The sequence below is a fragment of the Bacillus sp. jun7 genome (assembly GCF_051034795.1).
Lineage (GTDB): Bacteria > Bacillota > Bacilli > Bacillales > Bacillaceae > Bacillus > Bacillus velezensis.
Window position 1 is genome coordinate 657,521 of record NZ_CP093219.1, and the last position, 25,236, is coordinate 682,756.

The following is a 25,236-nucleotide window of genomic DNA, read 5'->3' on the forward strand; positions in this document are numbered from 1 at the left end:
AACTGATATCAATTTTAGAAAACAAGAAGAAGCGGAAGGTTTAGGGAAAACCAATATGTATACAAAACGGTCAAACTCACGATAAAAATGAGAATGACCGCGTATTTCAACTGTATAAATTTTTTCTTACAGTTCGCTGATGACGCTGCTCAGGCTCAGACGTTCATCTTCATTCAGCGGGATAAGAGGAAGACGCACAGATCCGACATCAAGGCCTTTCAGCTGCAGCGCCGTTTTGACCGGAGCCGGATTAGGCGCTTTAAAGAGCTCCTTCATGATCGGCAGAAGCTTCTGATGAATCAGTGCCGCGGTTGCCGTCTGCCCGTTCGTATAGTTTTTAATCATCTGCTGCATGTCAGAACCCACGATATGGCTGGCCACTGACACGACTCCTCTTCCGCCGACTGCAAGAATAGGAAGCGTTAACCCGTCATCACCTGAATAGACGTAAAAATCTTCCGGTGTTTCGGCAATGATTTTCGTAATGGCATCAAGATCGCCGCTCGCTTCTTTAATCGCAGAGATATTCGGAATCTCCGCAAGTCTGATGGCCGTTTCCGGCGCAAGCGAAGCGACCGTTCTGCCCGGCACGTTGTAAAGCATCACAGGAAGAGACGTTTCTTCAGCTATGGCTTTAAAATGACGGTACATCCCCTCTTGGGAAGGCTTATTATAATACGGCGTGACAAGCATAACGCAATCGACGCCGGCTTCTTCAGCTTTTTTTGTCAGTTTAATGGAGTCTTTCGTATTGTTGCTTCCCGTACCCGCAATAACAGGCACGCGTCCGTTCACTTCTTTGACTGTAAATTCAAAGAGTGCAATTTTTTCTTCCGTTGAAAGTGTCGGAGATTCGCCGGTCGTGCCTGCGACGACTAAAGAATCCGTGCCGTTTTTCAACAAATAGTCGATTAATGTAGACAGTTTTTGAAAGTCTACATTCCCTTTACTGTCAAAGGGGGTAATCATCGCTGTAGATATATTTCCGACATTCATTTTTTTCACCTCATCATGATTCAATCACATTTACTTTGAAAGTTCAAACACTTCATGCAGCGCATTTACGGCCGTTACCATATCTTTTTCATGAACGAGCACCCAGATCGTCGTATGGCTGTCGGCAGATTGCAGAATCGGAATGCCTTTATCAGAAAGTGCGGAGACGATTTTTGACGTGACACCCGGAACACCCATTATTCCGGCGCCGACCGCTGACACTTTCGCACAGCTTTCCGTCACTGTCGGTTCATATCCTAATTCAGCCAAAATGCTGCGCGCGGCTTCCGTTTTACTGCCGGCTACGGTATATACGATTTCACTCGGCGTAATGTTAAAGAAATCTACACTGATTCCGGCATTTGCCATTGCTTTAAAGACTTCAGTCTGAACGTTGTATTGCCCCATTTTGGCGGGAACCTTAAATTGCGTCACATCTTTCACATGTGCGATCCCTGTGATCAGCCGTTCGAATACATCGCTGCCGACGTTGGACGAATGATGGGACGTCACCAAAGTGCCTTTGTCTTTTGAATAAGTGGAGCGCACGCGGATCGGCACCTTTGCCTGCATGGCGATTTCCACCGCGCGCGGATGAATGACTTTCGCGCCTTGATAAGCAAGGTTGCAGATTTCCGTATATGTTACATTCGGAAGCGGCTTAGCATTTTCCACGATTCTCGGATCGGCTGTCATAACGCCTTCCACGTCCGTAAAAATGTCGATAAACTCAGCATCAACCGCCGCGCCGAGCGCCGCCGCTGATGTATCGCTTCCTCCTCTGCCGATCGTCGTCGTGTCGCCTTTTTCAGTCGCTCCCTGAAACCCTGCGACAACGACGGCATCATGGCTGGCGAGTGCAGCGAAAAGCCGCTCTGTTTTCATTTCTATAATTTTGGCGTCAGTATGCTGGGCATTGGTTAAAAAGCCGGCCTGGGCTCCTGTTAAAGCTGCGGCTTTTATGCCGTTTTCCTTCAGCATGCTGGAAAAAACAACGGACGAAATCGTTTCTCCGCAAGACAGAAGCATATCCTGCTCTCTCGGAGAAATGTCGGACTGGCTGCCGTAAAGGAGCCCGATTAAAGAATCTGTCGCGTACGGGTCTCCTTTTCTTCCCATCGCCGATACGACAACGACAACCTTATAACCTTCACTTATGGCATCTTTAATGTGTGCTAGCGCAAGCTTGCGGCCTTTGTCATCTTTTACGGATGTTCCGCCGAATTTTTGAACTATGATCTTCACTATTTTCACTCCAAATTAGTCTGACGTAACAGAAGAGAGCAGGCAGAGCCTTACTCTCTTCTGTTCGCCTATAGAAAATACGTTTGTTTTATACGAGGTTCAGTTTTTGCAGGCTTTCCGCGATTTGAACTGAGTTCCAAGCGGCGCCTTTTAACAGGTTATCAGAAACAACCCACAAATGAAAACCGTTTGCTCTGTCCAAATCTTTCCGGATTCTTCCTACAAATACATCGCGTTTGCCGACGCAATCAGCAGGCATCGGGTAAAGCTGCTCCGCCGGATCATCCTGAAGCGTAACACCCGGAGCTTCTTTTAAAAGCTGTTTAATATCTTCAACGGTTGCGTCATCACGGTCAAGCTCAATGTAAACAGATTCTGAGTGCCCTGTTTCAATCGGCAGTCTGACACATGTCGCAGCCACTTCCAGCTTCGGCATATGCATAATTTTTTTCGTTTCATTAATCATTTTCATTTCCTCAAACGTATAGCCGTTGTCTTGGAATTTATCAATTTGCGGAATGGCGTTAAATGCGATTTGATAATGCTTTTTGTCGCCTTTAACCGGCATAATGGACGGTTCTGCGGGTTCATTGTTTAAAATCGCCTTTGTCTGGCTGTACAATTCTTTCGCCGCTTCATTGCCGGCTCCGGAAACAGCTTGGTAAGTAGATACAATGACTTTTTTCAAACCGTACGCTTTGCGGATCGGTTCAAGCGCAGCCACCATCTGAATCGTTGAACAGTTAGGGTTGGCGATAATGCCGTTATGTTTGTGCAGATCACCTTCGTTCACCTCAGGCACCACGAGCGGTGTATTTTCGTCCATACGGAATGCGCTCGTATTGTCAATCACGATGGCTCCCCGTTTTACAGCCTCAGGCGCCAAGCTTTGTGATACGCTTCCGCCAGCGCTGAATAACGCGATATGAACGCCTTCGAAGCTTTCAGGAACAGCTTCCTGCACTGTATATTCTTCGCCTTTAAACGTTACTTTCGTACCAGCAGAACGCTTTGAGGATAGTAGTGTGAGTGTTTCGATTTCAAAGTTTCTGTCTTCCAGTGTTTTCAGCATTTGCTGTCCTACGGCTCCCGTCGCTCCGACAACTGCTACGTGTAATCCTCTTCCCATCTGTAAAACTCCTTCCGCCAATTAAGCATCATTTGTTGAATTGACTTTGCATTTTACGTTTTATTTTACCATAGAATAGTCACGGATTGACCGAATTTTTTTATTCCGGAATGATTTTCTGTCATCATGATTTTTTATTCATGATGGTGTACGAGCACCGGCTGAACCTGCTGGTGCAAAAGAGCTTTTTCTACCGTAATCGGAAGGAGATCCATTCTGGCGACGAGCGATGTCGGTTTTTTCACGTGGTCATCCTGGCCGAACGGGATGAAATATATGTTTTTTGCGGACATCAGCCTCATTAAATTCGTTCCGTTTAAACCGAGTCCGTCATTTGTTGAAATTCCGAGCACGACCGGCCGGCCGTTGCGGATCGTGGCTTTCGCAGCCATAAGGACGGGGCTGTCAGTCATCGCATTTGCGAGTTTGCTCATTGAATTTCCGGTTAAAGGGGCGATGACCATGCAGTCGAGCGGAAGTTTCGGCCCGAGAGGCTCCGCTTTTACGATGGAATCAATCGCCTCAAAGCCTGTTGCTTCTTCAATTTTTCTGACCCAATCTCCCCCCTCCCCAAAGCGGGTATCGGTCGATTGAACGGTTGACGTCACGACCGGCCGGACTTCAGCTCCTTGACTGATAAGCGCCTCTATTTGCGGAAAAACTTCCTCATATGTGCAATGCGAGCCGGTTAATCCGAATCCGATTCTTTTCCCTTTCAGAGACATGGCTATTTCCCCTCTTTCTTTAAGTCTGCCAAAAGCTTGCTCAATACGTTCGCAATAATCTGTCCGGCTGTTTTCGGGGCCACAATTCCCGGAAGACCCGGAGCAAGCAGCGCTTTAATGCCTTGTTTTTCAGCATATTTGAAATCCGTTCCGCCCGGACGGGATGCTAAATCCAAAATCAAGGTCTTCGGCGTCATGCGCGATAAAACGCTTTGATTCAGAATCAAGCTCGGTACGGTGTTAATGCAGATATCAATATCATTTACATGTTCAGTAAGCTCTTCAAGTTGAAAAGGAGAAAGCCCCATTTCCGATATACGGGCTAAATGAGCCGAACTCCGCGCGCCCACTTTTACTTTCGCCCCTAACGCTGCAAACGTCCGGGCGATCGTCATACCGGTGCGCCCCATGCCGAGAACGGCGACATTTGATCCGTGAATGGTATAATCCGTATGCTGAATCGCCATCATGATTGTTCCTTCAACAGTGGGAATCGAGTTGAATATCGCGATGTCGTCCCGCTCAAATAATTTCACAAGCTTACGGCCGGCTTCGCTGGCGATCCCCTCAAGATACGCGTTGGAGATGCCTGAATAAATGACGCAATGCTCCGGTGTCCGCTCAAGATAGCTCTGCTTTAATACCACTTCTTCATTTGAAAAAACCGTGGAAACAACGCCTTCTCCGGTCGTTGCCGATACAGGCAGGATGATACTGTCTATTTTTTGAAAGGGAATCTCATCAATTTTGCATTTGACGGTTCCTGTAAAACCATCATCCAATTGGTCAAACCCTGCAAGATAAATATCGGCATGCTGTTCTGTCAGCTTTCTTATAATCTCAAGCTGTCTTGCGTCACCACCAATGATCGCAATTGTTAATCCGGTTAACATCTGAAACGTTCACCTTCTTTACAGTTACTGGATCTTTTAAGTGTCATCCTCCTCTTCATCGTATGTGCAAAGAGAAAGGGCGGTGAATGTACAGCGTCTTTTTCATAAAAAAAGCACCGGCTGTATGAGCCGGTGCTTGCAAAAAATGAATAAGATCTACTCTTCGGGAGGCGTGATCTCCCCCGGAACGTCTAAAATGATCATGTCTGACCCGATTTTTTGGATATGGTTCCAGGGGACGCGGATGTCGTGGCCTTGTTTTCGCAATCCGAACCATTTTACCGTCGGTATCAACAGCGCGGTAATTTGTCCGTCCTGTTCATTAATTTCCAAATCGGTCTGGCCGAGCACGCCGAGCCGCTCTGCCCGTTTAATGTCCACAATTTCTTTACCTGACAGTTCACTGAGCCTCATGATAGCCACCCCCTTGTACTATATGACCCGGAGCAAAAAAAAATGCCTGCCCCGTATAGAGGCAGACTGCTTTGCAGCTTAAGACGAGGCCGGTATATTGCCGGTCGGGCTGATGAGCGATAGTGCGTAATCATCCGTAAATAAGCGGCGGCTGAGGCCGTTGACGCTTTCCAGGCTGACCGCATTTAATTCAGCGATAATTTCATCCATGGTCTTATGCTTTCCGAGCAGGAGTTCGTTTTTCCCGTTCCGGCTCATTTTGCTGTTTGTGCTTTCTAAGCTGAGCATTAAGCTCCCCTTCATTTGCTCTTTGCTGTTTTCCAGCTCTTTTGGAGTGATACCGTCACGTTTTAGAACCGATAACGTTTCCTGAATGGTTTCAGACAGAAGTCCGAGCTGATTCGCGCCGGTGCCTCCGTAAATCGTCAGCATACCGCTGTCTTCATAGGAACTGTGATAGCTGTATACAGAATAGGCCAGTCCTTTATCTTCGCGCACATCCTGGAAAAGACGGCTGCTCATGCTTCCGCCAAGCACGTTGTTTAAGACGATCAAATCGTAAATGTCCGGATCTCCGACTTTCAGGCCTTTGAAACCGAGACAGAGATGCGCCTGTTCGGTGTCTTTTTTTCTGGTCAGCTTTTCATAATGAAACTCAGGCTCGCTGATGCCGCTTGCTTTGCCCTTCGCTTCGTATGTACCGAACCATTTCTCCACGTCTTTAATGAATTGTTCCGTTACATTTCCGGCGACAGAAATGACGACGCGGTCCGGCGTGTAAAAGTCATCCATATGCTGTCTGAGAGAATCGCCGTTAAACGACGAAAGCGTTTCCTCCGTCCCGAGAATCGGGTATCCGAGCGAATGATTGCCGTATGTCGCTTTGCTCAGCAGATCGTGGACAATGTCATCCGGCGCATCTTCATACATTTTGATTTCTTCATATACGACGTTCTTTTCTTTTTTGAGCTCATCTTCGTCAAAAGCAGAATGAAAGAACATATCAGCCAGCACATCAAGTGCGTAGTTTGCATGCTCATCCAGCACTTTGGCGTAATAGCACGTATATTCTTTTGAAGTGAAGGCATTCACTTGGCCGCCTATCCGATCGAAGGATTCTGCGATTTCACGTGCGGACCTGGTATTTGTTCCTTTAAAAAACATATGCTCAAGAAAGTGCGAAATACCGTTTGTCTCCGGCGTTTCATGACGTGATCCCGTCCCGATCCAGACGCCGATTGCCACAGACCGCACCGTTGGATTATTTTCAAGCACAACTCTTACACCGTTTTGGCATGTATAGCGTTTTATCAAGTCTGTTCCTCCTATTCAAAGACAGGCAACTGCCGCCTGCTACTTCATCAGCCTGTTTTCATCCATTAAGTCAGACACTGAGCCGAGCGCGTAGCCTTTTTCTTTGATTTTTGCAATCAGTGTATCCAGGCTTTTCGCAGTCGGATCAGTCGGATGCATTAAAATCATGGCTCCGTTATGTATTTTGCTCAACACCCTTGTTTGTAAAACAGCGGGAGACGGTTTTTGCCAGTCAATGGTGTCAACGGTCCACATGATGGTGCCCATTCCTTTTTCCGCCGCAAGGTCGACCACGGCTTTTCTGAAGCTGCCGCTTGGCGGCGCAAACCATTTCGGCTTCATGCCGAGCGTCTCGCTGATTTGTGCATTGGTTTTGTCAAGCTGTTCGGAAATGCTTCCTGAAGTCAGTTTGCTCATATCAGGGTGATTGTATGAATGATTTCCGATTTCATGTCCGTCTGCCGCTATTTTTTTCCCCAGTTCCTGATTGTTTTTCAGCCATTTCCCTTCAAGAAAGAAAGTTGCTTTGACCTGGTGCTGCTTCAGAATAGGCAGCATTTGCTCCACGTATTCATTTCCCCAGGCGACATTTATCAGGAAAGCGACCATCGGTTTGTCGGGATTTCCTTTATAAATGGGTTCGGGCGCGAGAGAATCAAGATGGACTTTCGGCTTTACCTGCTCATAGACAAGGTCGTTTTCGTGAAATTCTCCGTCCTTTTTCATTTGTTTATAGGATTTTTCCACATTGACTTTTAAACCGTTATATCCCGGTATACTCTTCCATATTTTATCAATCCGCGCGTCTTGCGGCTTCACTTCATACTCTGACGCTTTTTGCAGTAATTCTTCATAGAGCGGATCTTTTGATGCTGACACAGTTACCGCGTCTTTTTTCATTGCGTCTATGTAATCAACTGTATACGGGTTTTTTAACATTTCAAACGAAACAAAAAAAAGAAATAAAAAAACGGCAAACGGCACGAATTTTTTCAACATGTCCTTCCCCCCTCATCACACATTATGTATGAGGAGGACAAGGTAGAACCCGTCTGTTGTCTTTCTCAAAATAAAGAAGCCGGGTCTCCCAGGCTCCTTGTTAGGTTTTCATTTAAGATTGTTGTTGTTCCTGTTCTTTTTCTTTCTCTTCGCGCAGCACTGCTTTACGCGACAGATTTACTCGTCCCTGTTTGTCAATTTCAGTTACCTTCACAAGGATTTCGTCACCGATTTTCACAACATCCTCAACCTTGCCGACCCGTTCGAGCGCTAGTTCAGAGATGTGAACGAGACCGTCTTTTCCGCTGAAGATTTCAACGAAAGCGCCGAATTTCTCAATCCGTTTCACTTTACCGAGGTAAAGCTGGCCGACTTCGACTTCTCTGACAAGATCTTCGATGATTTTTTTCGCTTTTTGGTTGCTGCTTTCATCAGTAGAAGAAATAAAGATGGTGCCGTCTTGTTCAATGTCAATTTTAACACCGGTATCTTCAATGATTTTGTTGATTTGTTTACCGCTCGGTCCGATAACGTCACGGATTTTATCCGGATTAATGGTCATCGTTAAAATTTTCGGCGCATATTGAGAAAGTTCTTTTCTTGATTCACCAAGCGTGCTGAGCATGCTGTCCAAGATTTCCATTCTTCCTTTTTTCGCCTGCTGAAGCGCTTCTTCAAGAATTTCTCTTGAAAGGCCTTCAATTTTAATGTCCATTTGCAGCGCTGTCACGCCTTTTTCCGTGCCGGCTACTTTAAAGTCCATGTCACCGAGGGCGTCTTCCATCCCTTGAATATCGGTTAATACCGTATAGTACTCGCCTGATTTCACAAGTCCCATCGCGATACCTGCAACAGGGGCTTTAATCGGAACACCTGCGTCCATCATGGCAAGCGTACTTGCGCAGATGCTGGCCTGTGAAGTGGAACCGTTTGATTCAAGCACTTCAGATACGAGGCGGACCGTATACGGGAAGTCTTTTTCATTCGGAATGACCGGCTCAAGCGCACGCTCTCCAAGAGCACCGTGACCGATCTCACGGCGTCCCGGTCCGCGCATCGGGCCTGTCTCCCCTACGCTGAACTGCGGGAAGTTATAATGATGCATAAAGCGTTTTGACTCTTCCACGCCTAAACCGTCAAGAATCTGAACGTCTCCAAGGGCGCCTAATGTACAAACGCTGAGCGCCTGCGTCTGTCCTCTCGTAAACAGCCCGGATCCGTGCGTTCTCGGCAGAAGGCCGACTTCTGAAGAAAGCGGGCGGATTTGATCAACGCCACGGCCGTCCGGACGGACTTTTTCTTCTGTGATCAAACGGCGCACTTCGTTTTTCACGAGTTTAGACAGTGTCTGTTTCACTTTTTTAATTGTATCTTCATCATGCTCTTCTTCTTCGAATTTCGCGACAACTGCATTTTTCACTTCATTGATCGCGTCTTCGCGAGCATGTTTTTCGTGAACCTGAATGGCGCTGAGAAGATCCGGCTCCGCAAGGCTTTTTACTTTTTCGCTGAGCTCTTCGTCAATTTCATACAGTTCGATCTCTGTTTTCTCTTTGCCGACTGCTGCGACGATTTCTTCTTGGAATGCGATCAGGCGCTTGATTTCTTCGTGACCGAACATAATCGCCTCAAGCATGATTTCTTCAGGAACTTCATCCGCTCCGGCTTCCACCATGTTGATGGCATCTTTTGTGCCTGCAACGATGAGGTTGATATCACTTTTTTCAAGCTGATCAACCGTCGGATTGATGACGAATTTCCCGTCAATGCGGCCTACCGTCACACCCGCGATCGGGCCTTCAAACGGGATATCGGAAACGCAAAGAGCGAGTGATGAACCGAACATTGCAGCCATTTCAGATGAGCAGTCCTGATCAACACTCATGACAATGCTGATGACCTGTACTTCGTTACGGAATCCGTCTGCGAAAAGCGGGCGGATCGGACGGTCAATCAGACGGCTGGCTAAAACGGCCTTTTCACTTGGACGGCCTTCTCTTTTAATAAAACCGCCCGGAATTTTACCTACTGCGTATAGTCTTTCTTCATAGTTAACGGTAAGCGGGAAAAAATCTAGCGGTTTCGGTTCTTTTGATGCGGTTGCTGTACTGAGCACTGCAGTATCGCCGTAGCGGACCATGACAGCGCCGTTTGCCTGTTTGGCAAGCTGGCCGGCTTCTACTGTAAGCTGTCTGCCGGCCCAATCTATGGTAAAGACATGTTTCTCTTGTCCCATTCGATTACGAGCTCCTCTCTTAATGTGTGAAATAATCAATTACTCCTATTATGAACGAAATGAATTGAACATATCAATGTCAAAGTAGTATGTAAAAGGATTTCATTGTTTTTTTATTATTATTTTTTTCGCTTTAATACGATAAAAAAGCGGGAATCCTCCCGCTTTTTACGATTATCGACGTAAGCCTAGTTTGTTAATTAACTCACGGTAACGAGTTACGTCTTTATTACGCAGATACGTAAGAAGATTACGACGTTTACCTACCATTTTAAGAAGACCGCGACGTGAGTGGTGATCTTTCTTGTGAGTACGCAAATGCTCGTTCAAGTTGTTAATTGAGTCTGTTAGGATAGCGATCTGAACTTCTGGAGAACCAGTATCAGATTCGTGTGTTTTGAACTCGCTGATGAGTTGATTTTTACGCTCTTGAGTAATTGCCATCCTGTTTCACCTCCATATCATAATTAGCCCCAGTTACCTAGCAACCGTCGGTGACTTCGGATTGCCAAGCAATGGTTTTAAGACTACGAAACATATGATACTAAAAATCGCGCCCATATGCAAATCTTTTAGAATAAAATTTGTGTACTTTTGATGTTTTTTCCGTTATTTGCTGAAAAAACGGATCGCTTCTTGTTTGTCTTTCCCGATCTGAGCCGTCAGTTCATCGATGCCGTTAAACTTCCGTTCGCTTCGGATTCGTTTGTACCACTCGATTTTAACGTCTTCTCCGTATACATCCTGTTGAAAATTAAACAAATGAACTTCAATTGACGGCTGATCGGGACGCTTTTCATAAAAGGTCGGTTTGTAGCCGATGTTGCAGACGCCTTCATACACCTCGCCTTTTATTTCGGCTTTCACTGCATACACGCCTGTCGGCGGCACGATATAGCTGTTGTGCAGGCCGACATTCGCGGTCGGAAAACCGATGGTGCGGCCTCTTTTGTCTCCGTGAATCACAGTGCCCCGGATAAAATACGGCTGGCCGAGAAGAGTGTGCGCAAGTTCAACGTCACCATCCTGGAGCGCTGACCGGATATAAGTGGAGCTGATCTTTCTGTCCTGCTCGGTCTGTTTCTCGACAGTCGTGCATCCGGCCTTGCCGTTTAAATCGTCCGGCAGCGTCTCCATCGTGCCTTTTCCGTATTTTCCGTACGTAAAATCGAAGCCTCCCACAGCGTGCCGCGCGTTCAACCCTAAAATATACTCCTCGGCAAACTGTTTTGGAGACAGAGACGCAAACGCTTCATCAAACTTTACGACATACAGCACATCAGCGCCTAAACGCCCGATCTGGCTGATTTTATCTTCAAGCGGCGTAATCAGATCCTTTGGCTCTTTGTCCCTGCCCAACACATGGGAAGGGTGTGGATGAAACGTCATAACGGCCAGCGACAGGCCTTTTTCTTCGGCAATTTGTCTGGCTGTTCCGATTACTTTCCGGTGTCCCAAATGAACGCCGTCAAAGTAGCCGAGCGCCATGACAGACGCCGGCTGCTCTTCTTTTTGTAAATGATGCGGATGAGAAATATGTATCGTCTTCACAGAACGGTCACCTTTTTTCTTATTGTTCGCTTTTTTGCATGAGCACTTTAGCCGGTTTCAGCAGTCCTTTTTTTGAAGGATGCGGCATATAAATGGCCACACATTCTCCGTCTTCAGTACAGACCGCTATACGGGCGTCAGCTGTCATTGCAGAAAATTCCGCCGGGATGTCAAACACCGACCCGTTTTCAGCTTTCTTAGCTAATGTATCACTTATGACCCATTTCGGCAAATGATTGAGCGCTCTATCGATCGGCACGGCATGCTCTGCAACCGTTCCGTCCGAAACCTGCTGTTCAAGTTCCTCAAACGTGAAACATTCATCAAGGCTGAAATCGCCTGAAGCAGTGCGGATGAGATGCGACATATGCGCAGGATAGCCGAGTTTTTCACCGATTGTCACCGCCAACGTTCTGACGTAAGTGCCTTTTGAGCACGTGACTGTAAAGCGGAATGATGCTGTGTCTTCGTTATAAGTGACAGGGGAAGTGAGCGCGATATCTTCAATCGTGATATTCCGCTTCGGCCGCTCCACTTCAATACCCGCTCTGGCGTATTCATAGAGCTTTTTCCCATTGACCTTTACCGCGGAATACATCGGCGGCACTTGCTCCTGCGGTCCCTTCAATTCGTCTAAAACGGCTTTGATATCCGCTTCTTTCAGCGGCTCCCTGACAGGTTTTACGCTGACCGTTTCTCCCGTCTGGTCTTCGGTCGATGTGGAGAAACCGAGAGTGATCTCAGCATCGTACGTTTTTGACTTGTCGGTGACGTACTCAACGATCTTTGTAGCCCGTCCGACACAGATCGGCAGTACGCCTGACACTTCCGGATCAAGGGTTCCCGTATGCCCGACTTTCTTTGTTTTTAACAGTTTTCTTATTTTCATTACACAGTCGTGAGAAGTCATGCCGACCGGTTTATGTAAAAGGAGAACTCCGTTAACCATCTGTCTTTCGCTCCTTTGTTATCAATTGTATCCCGTAAAACGCAGAAAAGAGGACAGACGACACTCGCCCATCCTCTTTCCCATTATTCAGACGGTTTATCTGAATGCAGTTCGTGAATCAATGTTTCAATACGATTGCCGTACTCAATTGATTCATCAAATTCAAATTCAAGCTCAGGCGTTTTGCGGAGTCTGATTCGGCTGCCGATTTCGGAACGGATAAATCCTTTCGCTTTCTCAAGCCCTTTCAGCGCCTCCTCTTTCTTTTTCTCTCCGCCGAGGACGGAGATATACACCTTCGCTATTTGTAAATCACCTGAAACACGTACGTCTGTTACAGTGAGAAATCCGATTCTCGGGTCTTTCAGCTTTCGGCTGATAATATCCCCGAGCTCTTTTTTCATCTGCTCGCCGACACGGTTTGCTCTCATACTCAATTCAATCACCTCTAAGTTAAAACCACTCTGTTCTAGTGATCGTCCGTTCTATCTCGGGAAAGGAGTCAATAAACGCGAGTACACGCTGGATCTCCTTTTCCGCCTGAACGTGAGAGGAGGAGACGACGGCGATTCCGAAGCTGGTCCGCTGCCAAGTGTCCTGATAGCCGATTTCTGCGGCCGACACGTTGAACTTATTCTGAACCCTCGTTATAATCCGCTTCAGAACGGCTCGTTTCTCCTTTAATGATCCCGCATCATAAATGATGCATTCACATTCCGCAAATCCGATCACTTTCTTTCGATTTCCTGCATGACATACGCTTCAAGGACGTCGCCTTCGCGAATGTCATTGTATTTCTTAATCGTTATACCACATTCATATCCTTGTGAAACTTCTTTCACATCATCTTTGAAGCGTTTCAGAACGTCTACTTCCCCTTCGAAGATGACCACGCCGTCACGGATCAGGCGGAGTCCGCTGTCACGTGTAATGTGGCCGTCTGTTACATATCCGCCGGCAATCGTGCCGATTTTCGACACTTTGAATGTTTGGCGCACTTCAACCTGACCGATGACTTTTTCTTCGTACTCAGGATCAAGCATTCCTTTCATCGCCGCTTCAATTTCTTCGATGACTTTGTAAATGATACGGTGAAGACGGATATCTACATTTTCAGCTTCAGCCGTGCTCTTAGCATTTCCGTCTGGGCGCACATTAAACCCGATAACGATTGCATTTGAAGCAGATGCGAGAATGATGTCTGATTCCGTAATCGCACCGACGCCTGTGTGAATGATTTTCACTTTTACGCCTTCTACTTCAATTTTTTGAAGAGCGGCTGTTAACGCTTCGGCTGAACCTTGAACGTCAGCTTTTACGATTAAGTTGATGTCTTTGACATCGCCTTGTTTAATTTGTTCAAACAGATCATCGAGGCTCAGCTTCGCTTTGTCGCTGCGCTGTTCTTCCAGTTGCTTGGAAGCGCGTGCTTCACCGACAGAACGGGCTGTTTTTTCATCTTTAAAGACGAGGAATTGATCGCCAGCCTGCGGTACGTCGTTTAAGCCCGTGATTTCTACAGGTGTGGACGGTCCGGCTGTTTTCACGCGGCGGCCGAGATCATTGACCATGGCCCGCACGCGGCCGAATGTATTTCCGACAACGATCGGATCTCCGACATGCAATGTTCCCGTTTGAACGAGAAGTGTCGCGACAGATCCTCTTCCTTTATCGAGCTCAGCTTCAATAACCGTTCCTTTTGCCTGACGGTTCGGATTGGCTTTCAGCTCTTCCACTTCACTGACAAGCAGAATCATTTCGACAAGCTCGTCAATTCCCTTGCCTGTAAGAGCGGACAGAGGAACGAAAATCGTTTCTCCTCCCCATGCTTCAGGAACGAGTCCGTATTCAGTCAGCTCCTGCATGACACGGTCAGGGTTCGCGCTTTCTTTATCCACTTTATTCACGGCAACGATAATCGGAACCTCAGCCGCTTTCGCATGGTTGATGGCTTCGACTGTTTGCGGCATAACGCCGTCATCAGCCGCTACGACTAAAATGGTAATATCAGTTACTTCCGCACCGCGCGCACGCATTGTTGTGAACGCCGCGTGTCCCGGAGTATCTAAGAACGTGATTTTTTTGCCGTTTTCTTCGATCTGGTACGCCCCGATATGCTGGGTGATTCCGCCGGCTTCACCTTCAACAACCTTTGTTTTTCTGATGCTGTCAAGAAGGGTCGTTTTCCCGTGGTCAACGTGGCCCATGATCGTCACGACAGGCGGACGGATTTGAAGATCTTCTTCTTTGTCAGCCTCTTCATACTTTTCAAGCTCAGTTTCTTCGAGCACAATCACTTCTTCTGTTTCCACACCGTATTCAGATGCGATCAGTTCTATTGTGTCTTTGTCAAGCTCCTGGTTAATCGTAGCCATTACGCCCAGAAGCATCAGTTTTTTAATGAGTTCAGACGGTTCTTTGCCAAGTTCTTCGGCTAAGGCCCCGACTGTTAAAGAGCCGGAAAACGTAATTTTCTCAGGAAGCTCTTTTTTCGGTTTCAGCGGTTTTTGCTGATACTGATTTTTGTTGTTATGATTGCGTTTGTTTTTGTTTTTGTTGTTGTTATTCTTCTTGTTTTTGTTAAATTGATTATTCTGCACGTCATTCTTCTTTCCGTCTCGAATTTTGTTTGGTTGATTCCCAGCAGGCTGCTGATTAATCCCTTGCGGCTTGTTTTTGTTCGTTTCCGCAGGCTTCTGAGATGTAACGCCGGCGCCGCCTTTTTTAAATTTCGCATCAAGCTGCTTAATGGTCTTTTCTTCAAGCATTGCCATATGGTTATTTACTACTATATCCATGTTTTTCAGCGCAGTCAAAATTTCCTTGCTTGAAACATTGATGGCTTTTGCATATTCGTAAACTCTCATTTTAGCCATTCGTTCACCCCCAAAAATATTAATCGAGCAAGCTGATCAGCTTATTCGCAAAACCTTGGTCAGTGACGGCGACAACGACACGTGATTCCTTGCCGATAGAGCGGCCGAGATCCGCGCGGCTTTCGACTTTTTTATAAGGCACTTTATAATAATTGCATTTATCGGATACTTTTTTTGCAGTATTCGCAGATGCATCTTCTGTCAGCAGAACAAGTTTTGCACGCGCATTTCTAATTTCTTTTATAACCAAGTCCTCGCCCGACACGACCTTACGAGCTCGATTGGCCAGACCCAGCAAGGGAAACCATTCCATTCCAGACATGTTATTTTTTCACCTTTTCCGCCAGTTCCAGCAATTCTTCGAAAATCTGGTCATCGATTTGTGATTGAAATTGATTTTGCAATGTGTTTTTCTTTTTCGCAGCTAAGATGCATTCTTTCTCAAGGGTGATATAGGCACCCCGCCCGTTCTTCTTTCCGGTCGGATCGACTGAAATCTCTCCTTCTTTAGAACGGACAATTCGGATCAGTTCCTTTTTAGGCTTCATTTCCCCCGTTACCACGCATTTGCGCAGAGGAATTTTTTTTCGCTTATTCACCTAAAGTCACCTCTTATTCATCCGATTCGGCTGTTTCAGGCTCCATAAAGAGCGGCTCTAAATCGTCATCTTCTTCATGCTCTCTCGGATAGATGCCAAGGTCTCTTGCATCCGTTTCACTTTTGATATCGATTTTCCAGCCTGTCAGTTTCGCAGCTAAGCGGGCGTTTTGCCCTCTTTTTCCGATTGCCAGAGAAAGCTGGTAATCAGGAACGATGACAGTCGTGGCTTTTTCTTCTTCGCTGACGATGACATCCAGCACTTTAGACGGGCTGAGCGCATTGGCAACAAATTCAACCGGATCATCAGACCAGTTGACGATATCAATTTTTTCGCCTTTCAGTTCATTGACGATCGCCTGCACGCGCTGGCCTTTAGGACCGACGCATGAACCGACCGGATCAACGTCAGGATCATCAGTGCGGACGGAAATTTTAGAGCGGTCGCCCGCTTCTCTGGCAACGGATTTCAGTTCGACCGTTCCGTCATAAATTTCCGGCACTTCGATTTCAAAAAGACGCTTCAACAGACCGGGATGAGTTCTTGATACATAGATCTGCGGCCCTTTTGTCGTTTTTTCGACTTTTGTGATAAATACTTTAATCCGATCGTGCGGTTTATAGCTCTCATTCGGCATTTGTTCATTGACGGGCAGCAGCGCTTCAATCTTGCCGAGAGACACGTAAATAAACTTGCTGTCTAAGCGCTGTACAATTCCCGTCATAATGTCTTCTTCACGATCGATAAATTCTGAGTAAATCACGCCGCGCTCAGCTTCACGGACACGCTGCGTCACCACTTGTTTCGCCGTCTGCGCAGCAATGCGGCCGAAGTCTTTCGGCGTTACTTCTATTTCAACGACATCTCCGACAAGGTAGTTCGGATGGATGTGCTGGGCGTCGTCAAGCGAGATTTCAAGTCTTGAATCGTATACCTCGTCTACGACATCCTTTCTTGCGAACACGCGGATCGTGCCCGTCTCACGGTTCAGATCGACCCGTACGTTTTGCGCCTGGTTAAAATTTCGCTTATACGCGGAAATTAAGGCAGCTTCAATTGCTTCGATGATAATGTCTTTACTGATGCCTTTTTCTTTTTCAAGAATAGTGAGAGCATCTAATAGTTCACTGCTCATGTTAGCGGTCTCCCCCCTTAAACACTAATACTTCATTCATTAAAATGTTACAGCTAATCTTGCGTTAGCTATTTTTTCATACGGAATATTGACCCGTTTCTTTCTTGTTTTGACCGTCATCTCTATTGTAACAGTTTGTCCATCAAATTCAGCCAATTTGCCTTCAAACACTTTTAAACCGTCAATCGGTTCGTACGTTTTCATGTACACATTTTTGCCCAGTGATTTTTCGAAGTCGGCTTTTTTCTTTAATGGACGCTCGGCTCCAGGAGAAGATACTTCAAGAAAGTAGTTCTGGGTGATCGGATCGGCCTCATCCAGCTTTTCGCTTAACGCTTCGCTGACTTTGGCGCACTCCTCAATATCAACACCGTTCTCGGAATCAATAAACACGCGAAGGAACCAGTTTTGACCCTCTTTGACAAATTCAATGTCTACGAGTTCAAGCTGAAGGTCATCCAGTATGGGCTGAGCCATTTCTTGAACGGTATCAGTCACTTTTTTGCTCATGTTTTTCCTCCTTGTGCTGTCGATATCATATCAGCCGTTCCTCTGCATAAAAACCCTGCTTCAAAAGAGCAGGGGCATTGAGAAAACGATGGACATGTCGAGGCAAAATTGCCTGTTCAATACAAAAGAGCGGGTTTCCCCACTCTTTGCCTCGGTAATCGTTAGCATTTCCAATAAAACTATACCATAACCATATATTTAATGCAAATCAAACTCCGCTCGGAGGCTGTGCACAAAGCTTAAAACAGAGACAGCTGATTTTGGTCCGGAAGCGACTCAAGACAGCCGTGACGGTCTAAATACTCTAAAATGGTTTTTGACACTTTTCCTCGTTTTTGAAGATCCTCTTTTGAAAGGAACTCCCCTTCTTCCCGCGCTTTCACAATATTGAGAGCGGCGTTGGTTCCGAGTCCCGGAATTGAGTTGAACGGCGGGATGAGACTGTTGCCGTCAATGATAAATTCCGAAGCGCTTGAACGGTATAGATCGACCTTCTGGAAGGAATAGCCGCGCTCACACATTTCAAGTGCAAGCTCTAACACGGTAAGGAGGTTTTTCTCCTTCGGCGAAGCATCAAGCCCTTTAGAGCTGATATCATCCATCACCGCTCTGATGGCGGTCGAGCCTTTAATCATTGTATCAATGTCAAAGTCATCTGCGCGGACGGTAAAATACGCAGCATAATATAAAAGCGCGTGATGCACTTTAAAGTATGCAATCCGCACCGCCATTAATACGTATGCGGCGGCGTGGGCTTTCGGGAACATGTATTTGATTTTTTTGCATGAATCAATATACCAGTTCGGCACATTGTTCTTTTTCATTTCTTCTTCCCATTCCGGCGTCAGGCCTTTGCCTTTACGGACGAATTCCATGATTTTGAAGGCCAGTGAAGGCTCAAGGCCCTGATAGATCAAGTAAACCATAATGTCATCACGGCAGCCGATCACTTCGCTCAGTTCACACGTATTGTTGTGTATCAGTTCCTGCGCATTGCCGAGCCATACGTCCGTTCCGTGGGAAAGCCCGGAAATCTGGACAAGCTCGGAGAACGTCGTCGGCTTCGTATCCTCAAGCATCTGCCGCACAAATCGCGTCCCGAATTCAGGAATGCCGAGCGTCCCCGTTTTACAGCCGATCTGCTCTTCAGTGACGCCGAGCGATTCTGTGCCTTGGAAAATCTTCATAACCTCCGGATCATCTGTCGGAATCGTCTTCGGATCAATTCCGCTTAAATCCTGGAGCATCCGGATGACTGTCGGATCATCGTGCCCCAATATATCAAGCTTCAGCAGGTTGTCATGAATGGAGTGGAAGTCAAAATGAGTCGTTTTCCATTCAGACCCCGTCGCATCTGCCGGGAATTGTATCGGGGAAAAATCGTAAATATCCATGTAATCCGGGACAACGATAATCCCCCCCGGGTGCTGGCCGGTCGTTCTCTTAACGCCGGTGCAGCCCTGCACCAGACGGTCGATCTCCGCGCCGCGCATGTGTAGGTTGTGGTCGCCCGCATAGCCTTTCACATATCCGTAAGCCGTCTTTTCCGCAACTGTGCCGATCGTTCCCGCGCGATACACGTTATCTTCACCGAACAATACTTTCGTGTAGTTATGGGCATGCGGCTGATACTCACCTGAGAAGTTCAAGTCGATATCGGGTACTTTGTCACCTTTAAAGCCTAAGAACGTTTCAAACGGGATATCATGCCCGTCCTTTTTCAAAGGTGTGCCGCAAGACGGGCAGCTTTTATCCGGAAGGTCAAAACCGGAACCGACTGATCCGTCATTAAAGAATTCGGAATATCGGCAGCTCGGGCACACATAGTGCGGAGCGAGCGGATTCACTTCAGTGATTTCCGTTAAGGTCGCCACAAGCGATGAACCGACGGACCCCCGGGAGCCGACGAGATAACCGTCATCCAGAGACCGTTTTACAAGCTTATGAGAGATGAGATAAATAACGGCGAATCCATGACCGATGATGCTTTTTAATTCTTTTTCTATTCTCGCTTCCACAATTTCAGGAAGCTCTTCACCGTAAATACTTCTGGCGCGCTGATAGCTCATTTCACGGATTTCTTCATCGGCTCCGTCAATTTTCGGCGTGTACAGATCGTCTTTGATCGGTTTGATCTCATCGATCATCGAAGCGACTTTCTGCGTATTGTCAACCACGATTTCTTTCGCTTTTTCCGCACCGAGAAAGGAGAAAGCATCCAGCATTTCATCTGTCGTTCTGAAGTGCACTTTAGGCAGTTCGTGCCGGTTTAACGGGTTGGCGCCGCCTTGGGAAGATATTAAGATCTTCCGGTAAATTTTATCCTCATCGTTTAAATAGTGGACATTTCCGGTGGCAACGACCGGCTTATTCAATTTTTCCCCGAGCTTCGTGATGTTGGCGATGATTTCTTTCAGCGCTTTTTCATCCCGGACGAGCTCAAGCTGCAGAAGGTGTCTGTATACTTCCGGCGGCTGCACTTCAAGATAATCATAGAATGATGCGATATCTTCAACCTCTTCAGGTGATTTTTGCATCATGCCTTCAAAGACCTCTCCCCTGTCACAGGCAGAGCCGATTAACAGACCTTCTCTGTATTTATTAAGCTGCGACCTCGGAATGCGCGGCACTCTGTAGAAATATTGAATATGAGAAATGGACACGAGCTTAAACAGATTTTTAAGGCCGGTCTCATTTACGGCGAGCAATGTAGCGTGATAAGGCCTTGATCTTTGATAAGCATTGGATTGTCCCATATTCTCATTCAGCTGATCATGATAAAAAATGTCTTTTTCAGCGGCATCTTTGAGCATTTTCAACAGCAGGTAGCCCGTTGCTTCAGCGTCAAAGACCGCTCGGTGATGCTGGGTTAATTCGATATCAAACTTCTTACATAACGTATTTAAGCGGTGATTTTTAAACTCAGGATACAGGAAACGCGCGAGTTCCAGCGTATCAATAACCGGATTTTTCGCTTTTTCCGTTTTCAAAAGACGCTTGTACGCCACATTTAAAAATCCCATATCAAAGCTGGCGTTATGAGCCACAAGCACGTCATCGCCGATCCATTCTTTAAAATCCCGGACGACGTCAACGACATCGGGAGCGTCGCGGACCATGTCGTCCGTTATCCCGGTAAGCTCTATCGTCGTTGCTGACAGCGGATGGTGCGGATTGGCGAACGCTTCGAATTTATCGATGATTTCTCCGCCTCTTATTTTGACTGCGGCAAGCTCAATGATGGTGTCATACACTGCGGACAGACCTGTCGTTTCAACGTCAAAGACGACGTATGTGTCTTCTTCCAGGAGACGGTGAGCTGGATTGTATGCGATCGGAACGCCGTCATCTACGATATTGGCTTCCATTCCGTAAATCATTTTAATGCCGTGTTTTTTCGCGGCGGAATAGGCATCCGGGAAAGACTGCACAACGGCGTGATCAGTTAACGCAATCGCTTCATGTCCCCATTTTTTCGCCTGTTCGACAAGCTTTCCGATGCCCGTTACAGCATCCATTTGGCTCATCGGAGAATGCAGATGAAGTTCAACCCGTTTTTCGCCTTCAGGAGCGGTGTCTTCACGGGTTTTGGCTTTTATTTCATTCACGTCATTTGCAATCATGACGAGATCTCTGACGAATGTATCGTTTTGAATGCTTCCCCGCGCCTTCACCCACATGCCTTTTTTCAGCGTTTTCATCAAAGCGGCGTCTTCTTTTTCTCTGGCGAACATTTTTACTAAAATACTGTTTGTATAGTCCGTGATTTTGAAAATGCAGAGCGTGCGTCCGCTTTTCAGCTCGCGTGTTTCAGCATCAAACACAAACCCCTGCACCGTAATTCTTCTTTCTTCATCCATGATGCTGTCAAGCGTCCGGATTTCTTCGTTCTCTTTAATTTGATAGCCGATGACAAGCGGTCCGGACGGTGCCTGATCCTCATCGCCCTCTTTTTCCTTCTTCTCCATCTCGATAAGCGCCTGCATCGCCCGCTCCTGATCTTCAGCAAGCTTTTGCTCGCGGAATTTCTGGACTTCTTGGTCAGATACGAAAATTTCGGTATCCAGCTGCAGTTCCGGAAAGCCGAATTGGCGGTAGCTGTGCTGAATCAGTGCGCTGTATTTATTTTTGAGCGCAGATGCTTCTGTATCTGTTTTTGTTTTCACGATCAGTTTATTTCCCTTGAGCTTCGGTTTCTGCTGATTCAAAAGAGCCACCATCGGCGGCGAGGTTCCTTCAAGCTCTTCAATACAGCGTGTCCAATAATCCTGTACAAGCTCCTCTGTCACTGTAGGGTCGATGACCTGAACAGACGATGTGACACGGGCGATGTGAGCAAACGATTGTGTTAACCTCATCATGAATGAATCATATATTTGATACGGCAAAAGAGCCTTAAAGCGAAATTGGAAATGCCAGGCTTTTTCTGCTTTATGGATTGTCAGTTTATCAATCTCTCCGTCTTCAAAGTATGTCATGAAGGTATCATCTGTCATATTAAGCTGCTGCAGAAGAATCTGAAACTGTCTTCTGTTTACTGATAACTGTTCCATTCAGACAGTATCCCTCCCTTAAAACATCATAAGTGAAGGTACCTCCGCAGGTGATGAGGTACCTTCTTTTTTCTCTATTTTAACATGATTTTGTACGATTCGTTATGGTGATTACTTCGTCTTAATAAATTCAGAAAGCTCATCCACTGAAACTTCGGCAGATTCACCGGTTTTGCGGATTTTCACTTCTACGATGCCTTCGTCGGCACGTTTTCCGACAGTGATGCGGATCGGAAGGCCGATCAGATCAGAATCAGCAAACTTCACGCCTGCGCGTTCAGCGCGGTCATCGTATAATACCTCATAACCTTCCGCCTGGAATTTGCCGTAAAGCTGTTCAGCAAGCTCTTTTTGCGCTTCGTTTTTCATATTCAGCGCCAAAATATGAAGATCATACGGAGCAACGCTCTTCGGCCAGATCAAGCCTTTTTCGTCGTGATGCTGTTCAGCGATGGCAGAAAGCGTTCTGGACACGCCGATTCCGTAACATCCCATCAACATCGGCTGCGCACGCCCGTTTTCATCAAGGTATGTCGCATTCATCGCTTCAGAGTAACGCGTGCCGAGTTTAAAGACTTGTCCGACCTCAATCCCTTCAGCGAAACGGATCGTGCCTTTTCCGTCAGGTGACGGATCGCCTTCCTGAATGATTCGAAGATCGGCATACGCTTTTACAGACGCGTCACGTTCGATGTTTACGTTTCGGTAATGACGGTCTTTTTCATTCGCGCCGCAAACGGCGTTTACCATTACTTTCACGGCTTGGTCGGCATAAATCTCAATGTCGCCGGCAGCGCCGATCGGCCCCGCAAATCCCGGCTCCGTGCCAAGTTTCTCCGCTACTTCTTCATGAGACGCAAGCTCAACCACTTCCGCGTTCAGAAGGTTTTTCACTTTCACGTCATTGACCTCATGATCGCCTCTTACTAACACGAGAACAAATCGGTCATCCGCTTTAAACAGCATTGATTTGATGCAGGCGCTCGGCTCGATCTGCAAGAACGAAGCGAGCTCTTCAATGCTTTTGACATTCGGCGTATCAATTTTCTCCAATGCCTCGGGTGTTTCATCTGACGGCTCGCTGTTCATGACAACTTCCGCCATTTCCGTATTGGCTGCGTAAGAGGATCCATCGGAATAAGCGATGGTATCTTCCCCTATTTCAGAAAGAGCCATAAATTCATGCGTGTCTTTTCCGCCCATCGCGCCTGAGTCGGCAATAACGGGACGGACGTTTAATTCACAGCGTGCGAAAATGCTGCTGTATGCGCCGTACATGTTTTGGTACGTTTCCTCCAGACTTTCTTCAGAAGCATGGAAAGAATACGCATCTTTCATGATGAATTCGCGTCCGCGCAATAACCCGAAACGCGGGCGTTTTTCATCTCTGAATTTAGACTGGATCTGGTAAAGAGTGAGCGGCAGACGCTTATAAGATTTCACCTCATCGCGCACGAGAGAAGTAATGACTTCTTCATGTGTCGCGCCTAAAGCAAATTCACGGCCGTGGCGGTCTTTCAGACGCATTAATTCAGGCCCGTACGTATACCATCTGCCTGATTCCTGCCATGTTTCAGCCTGCTGAAGGGCCGGCATCAGCATTTCCACCGCGTTGATTTTTTCCATTTCTTCACGCACGATCTTCTGAATGTTTTGAATGACCCTGTAAGCCAGGGGCATGTAGCTGTAAACCCCGCTCGTATTTTGTCTGATAAATCCCGCTCTCAGCAGAAGCTTATGGCTTTTTGCTTCAGCATCAGCCGGCACTTCTCTCAGGGTCGGAATAAGCGTCAAACTTTGTCTCATGTCTTCGCACCTCTGATTTTTTACTAGTCAATTATAAGAATAAACGCTGGATATCGTTCCATGTGACAACCAGCATAAGAAGCATTAAGAAAGCTACGCCGATAAATACGACAAATGCTTCCTTGTCACGGTTTATCGGCTTGCCGCGGATTGCTTCAATGAATAAAAACAGCAGCCGTCCGCCGTCAAGCGCCGGTATCGGCAGCAGGTTGACGATTCCCAGGTTGATGCTTAAAAACGCCGCAAACTGGAATAAGTTGATAATACCGGTTTTTGCAACTTGATCGGTCATATCATAAATGCCGACAGGGCCCGAAAGCATATCAAGCTTAAACTGGCCTGTCACAAGTTTGCTCAGATTGGTCAGGATCGCTTTTGTGACATCAACGGTAGATGTCGCGCCGTAAGCAATCGCTGCAAGCGCGCCTTTTTCAGTCGGCGCATAAGAGCCGAAGCGGCCGATTGTTTTTTTATTTTCATCTTTTACAGCTTCAGGTGTAACCGAGATATGAAACGATTTGCCGTCCCGTTTGACGGCGACATCGATTTTTTTCCCGGGATTTTCTTTTACCGCTGTCACGATGTCGGTCCATGACCTCATTTTTTCACCGTTAATGCTCTGGATATAGTCGCCTTCTTTTAAACCTGCAGCCGCTGCGCGTCCATTGTCTGTCAGCTTCCCGAGCTCAGGCTGATTCGAAGGCACGCCTTGAATGAATCCGAGCATGACGAGAATGACATACGCTAAGATGAAGTTCATTATCGGACCGGCAGCAATCGCCTTAATCCGCTTCCATACGGGTTTAGACCCGAATTGTCGATTGTAAGGCGCAATCTGCACTTCTTCTCCGTCTACGATAAAAAAAGAGGTCTGACTGACAGTAAAGCCCGCCAGTTCATCTTCTTTCCCCTGCTCGTACCCGGTAATCTTCATTTCGTGCTCAAGATCAGCCGTCTCCACCTCGATAATTAAAGCGTCGGGATATTTTTCCTTTTGATTAATGATGACTTTTTCCACTTCGTCATCTTTATTAAAAAGAAGCCCGACGGTATAACCGGGTTTGACTTCAATCATCTCCGGGTCTTCACCGGCCATGCGGACGAACCCCCCGACCGGAAGGAGTCTGATCGTATACACGGTTTCATTCTTTTTAAATGAAAAGATTTTAGGGCCGAAGCCGATCGCAAATTCACGGCAAAGGATTCCCGCTCTTTGGGCGAGCAATAAATGCCCGAGCTCATGGAAAAAAACGAGCGTTCCGAAAATAATAATAAACGCGATAACTGTATTCACGAACATACCACC

Annotated in this window: 22 protein-coding genes; all 22 read right to left on the reverse strand. The window is 46.8% G+C overall.

What is annotated here, in order from left to right:
• Positions 1-126: 126 nt before the first annotated feature.
• Positions 127-996, reverse strand: a complete 870-nt coding sequence (gene dapA / locus MJQ52_RS02685; protein WP_003154166.1) for a 4-hydroxy-tetrahydrodipicolinate synthase — start codon at positions 994-996, stop codon at positions 127-129.
• A gap of 30 nt (positions 997-1,026) precedes the next feature.
• Positions 1,027-2,241, reverse strand: a complete 1,215-nt coding sequence (dapG, locus tag MJQ52_RS02690) for an aspartate kinase (RefSeq protein WP_025649453.1) — start codon at positions 2,239-2,241, stop codon at positions 1,027-1,029.
• A gap of 88 nt (positions 2,242-2,329) precedes the next feature.
• Positions 2,330-3,370: an aspartate-semialdehyde dehydrogenase gene (gene asd, locus MJQ52_RS02695; RefSeq protein WP_003154169.1), complete on the reverse strand. Its 1,041-nt coding sequence runs from the start codon at positions 3,368-3,370 to the stop codon at positions 2,330-2,332.
• Between the two features lie 134 nt (positions 3,371-3,504).
• Positions 3,505-4,095: a dipicolinate synthase subunit B gene (gene dpaB, locus MJQ52_RS02700; protein WP_007409809.1), complete on the reverse strand. Its 591-nt coding sequence runs from the start codon at positions 4,093-4,095 to the stop codon at positions 3,505-3,507.
• Positions 4,096-4,097: 2 nt separating this feature from the next.
• A complete protein-coding gene (dpaA, locus tag MJQ52_RS02705; protein ID WP_025851250.1) occupies positions 4,098-4,988 on the reverse strand; it encodes a dipicolinic acid synthetase subunit A in 891 nt (296 codons plus the stop codon).
• A 156-nt stretch (positions 4,989-5,144) separates the two neighbouring features.
• Positions 5,145-5,402, reverse strand: a complete 258-nt coding sequence (locus tag MJQ52_RS02710) for a YlmC/YmxH family sporulation protein (RefSeq protein ID WP_003154176.1) — start codon at positions 5,400-5,402, stop codon at positions 5,145-5,147.
• 78 nt (positions 5,403-5,480) lie between these two features.
• On the reverse strand, positions 5,481-6,716 hold the full coding sequence (locus MJQ52_RS02715; RefSeq protein ID WP_003154178.1) for a M16 family metallopeptidase: 1,236 nt from the start codon (positions 6,714-6,716) through the stop codon (positions 5,481-5,483).
• Positions 6,717-6,755: 39 nt separating this feature from the next.
• Positions 6,756-7,715, reverse strand: coding sequence for a polysaccharide deacetylase family protein (locus MJQ52_RS02720; protein WP_094246931.1), 960 nt, complete (start codon positions 7,713-7,715; stop codon positions 6,756-6,758).
• Between the two features lie 112 nt (positions 7,716-7,827).
• Positions 7,828-9,951 carry a polyribonucleotide nucleotidyltransferase gene (gene pnp, locus MJQ52_RS02725; RefSeq protein ID WP_071391827.1) on the reverse strand — a complete coding sequence of 708 codons (2,124 nt, stop codon included), beginning with the start codon at positions 9,949-9,951 and terminating at the stop codon, positions 7,828-7,830.
• Between the two features lie 174 nt (positions 9,952-10,125).
• Entirely contained in the window at positions 10,126-10,395 is a 270-nt protein-coding gene (gene rpsO, locus MJQ52_RS02730) for a 30S ribosomal protein S15 (protein WP_003154182.1), read from the reverse strand.
• A gap of 165 nt (positions 10,396-10,560) precedes the next feature.
• The gene (gene ribF, locus MJQ52_RS02735; RefSeq protein ID WP_007611467.1) at positions 10,561-11,502 is read right to left on the reverse strand and encodes a bifunctional riboflavin kinase/FAD synthetase; all 942 of its coding nucleotides are present in this window, start codon (positions 11,500-11,502) and stop codon (positions 10,561-10,563) included.
• A 19-nt stretch (positions 11,503-11,521) separates the two neighbouring features.
• Positions 11,522-12,451 carry a tRNA pseudouridine(55) synthase TruB gene (gene truB / locus MJQ52_RS02740; RefSeq protein WP_069013689.1) on the reverse strand — a complete coding sequence of 310 codons (930 nt, stop codon included), beginning with the start codon at positions 12,449-12,451 and terminating at the stop codon, positions 11,522-11,524.
• A gap of 83 nt (positions 12,452-12,534) precedes the next feature.
• Positions 12,535-12,888 (reverse strand): 30S ribosome-binding factor RbfA, encoded by a 354-nt coding sequence (gene rbfA, locus MJQ52_RS02745; protein WP_003154185.1) that lies wholly within the window; start codon positions 12,886-12,888, stop codon positions 12,535-12,537.
• A gap of 16 nt (positions 12,889-12,904) precedes the next feature.
• Positions 12,905-13,183: a DUF503 domain-containing protein gene (locus MJQ52_RS02750; RefSeq protein ID WP_003154188.1), complete on the reverse strand. Its 279-nt coding sequence runs from the start codon at positions 13,181-13,183 to the stop codon at positions 12,905-12,907.
• A complete protein-coding gene (gene infB, locus MJQ52_RS02755; RefSeq protein WP_015388229.1) occupies positions 13,180-15,327 on the reverse strand; it encodes a translation initiation factor IF-2 in 2,148 nt (715 codons plus the stop codon). Before infB ends, MJQ52_RS02750 begins: the two co-directional genes overlap by 4 nt.
• A gap of 19 nt (positions 15,328-15,346) precedes the next feature.
• Entirely contained in the window at positions 15,347-15,649 is a 303-nt protein-coding gene (locus MJQ52_RS02760) for a YlxQ family RNA-binding protein (protein ID WP_003154192.1), read from the reverse strand.
• A 1-nt stretch (position 15,650) separates the two neighbouring features.
• Positions 15,651-15,926, reverse strand: coding sequence for a glucose-induced regulator RulR (rulR, locus tag MJQ52_RS02765; protein ID WP_003154193.1), 276 nt, complete (start codon positions 15,924-15,926; stop codon positions 15,651-15,653).
• Between the two features lie 13 nt (positions 15,927-15,939).
• The gene (nusA, locus tag MJQ52_RS02770) at positions 15,940-17,061 is read right to left on the reverse strand and encodes a transcription termination factor NusA (protein ID WP_003154195.1); all 1,122 of its coding nucleotides are present in this window, start codon (positions 17,059-17,061) and stop codon (positions 15,940-15,942) included.
• 39 nt (positions 17,062-17,100) lie between these two features.
• Entirely contained in the window at positions 17,101-17,571 is a 471-nt protein-coding gene (rimP, locus tag MJQ52_RS02775; protein ID WP_007409801.1) for a ribosome maturation factor RimP, read from the reverse strand.
• Positions 17,572-17,810: 239 nt separating this feature from the next.
• Positions 17,811-22,124: a PolC-type DNA polymerase III gene (locus tag MJQ52_RS02780; RefSeq protein WP_024085302.1), complete on the reverse strand. Its 4,314-nt coding sequence runs from the start codon at positions 22,122-22,124 to the stop codon at positions 17,811-17,813.
• Between the two features lie 111 nt (positions 22,125-22,235).
• Positions 22,236-23,930, reverse strand: a complete 1,695-nt coding sequence (gene proS / locus MJQ52_RS02785) for a proline--tRNA ligase (protein WP_003154202.1) — start codon at positions 23,928-23,930, stop codon at positions 22,236-22,238.
• A 31-nt stretch (positions 23,931-23,961) separates the two neighbouring features.
• A complete protein-coding gene (rseP, locus tag MJQ52_RS02790; protein WP_007611459.1) occupies positions 23,962-25,230 on the reverse strand; it encodes an RIP metalloprotease RseP in 1,269 nt (422 codons plus the stop codon).
• Between the last annotated feature and the right edge of the window lie 6 nt (positions 25,231-25,236).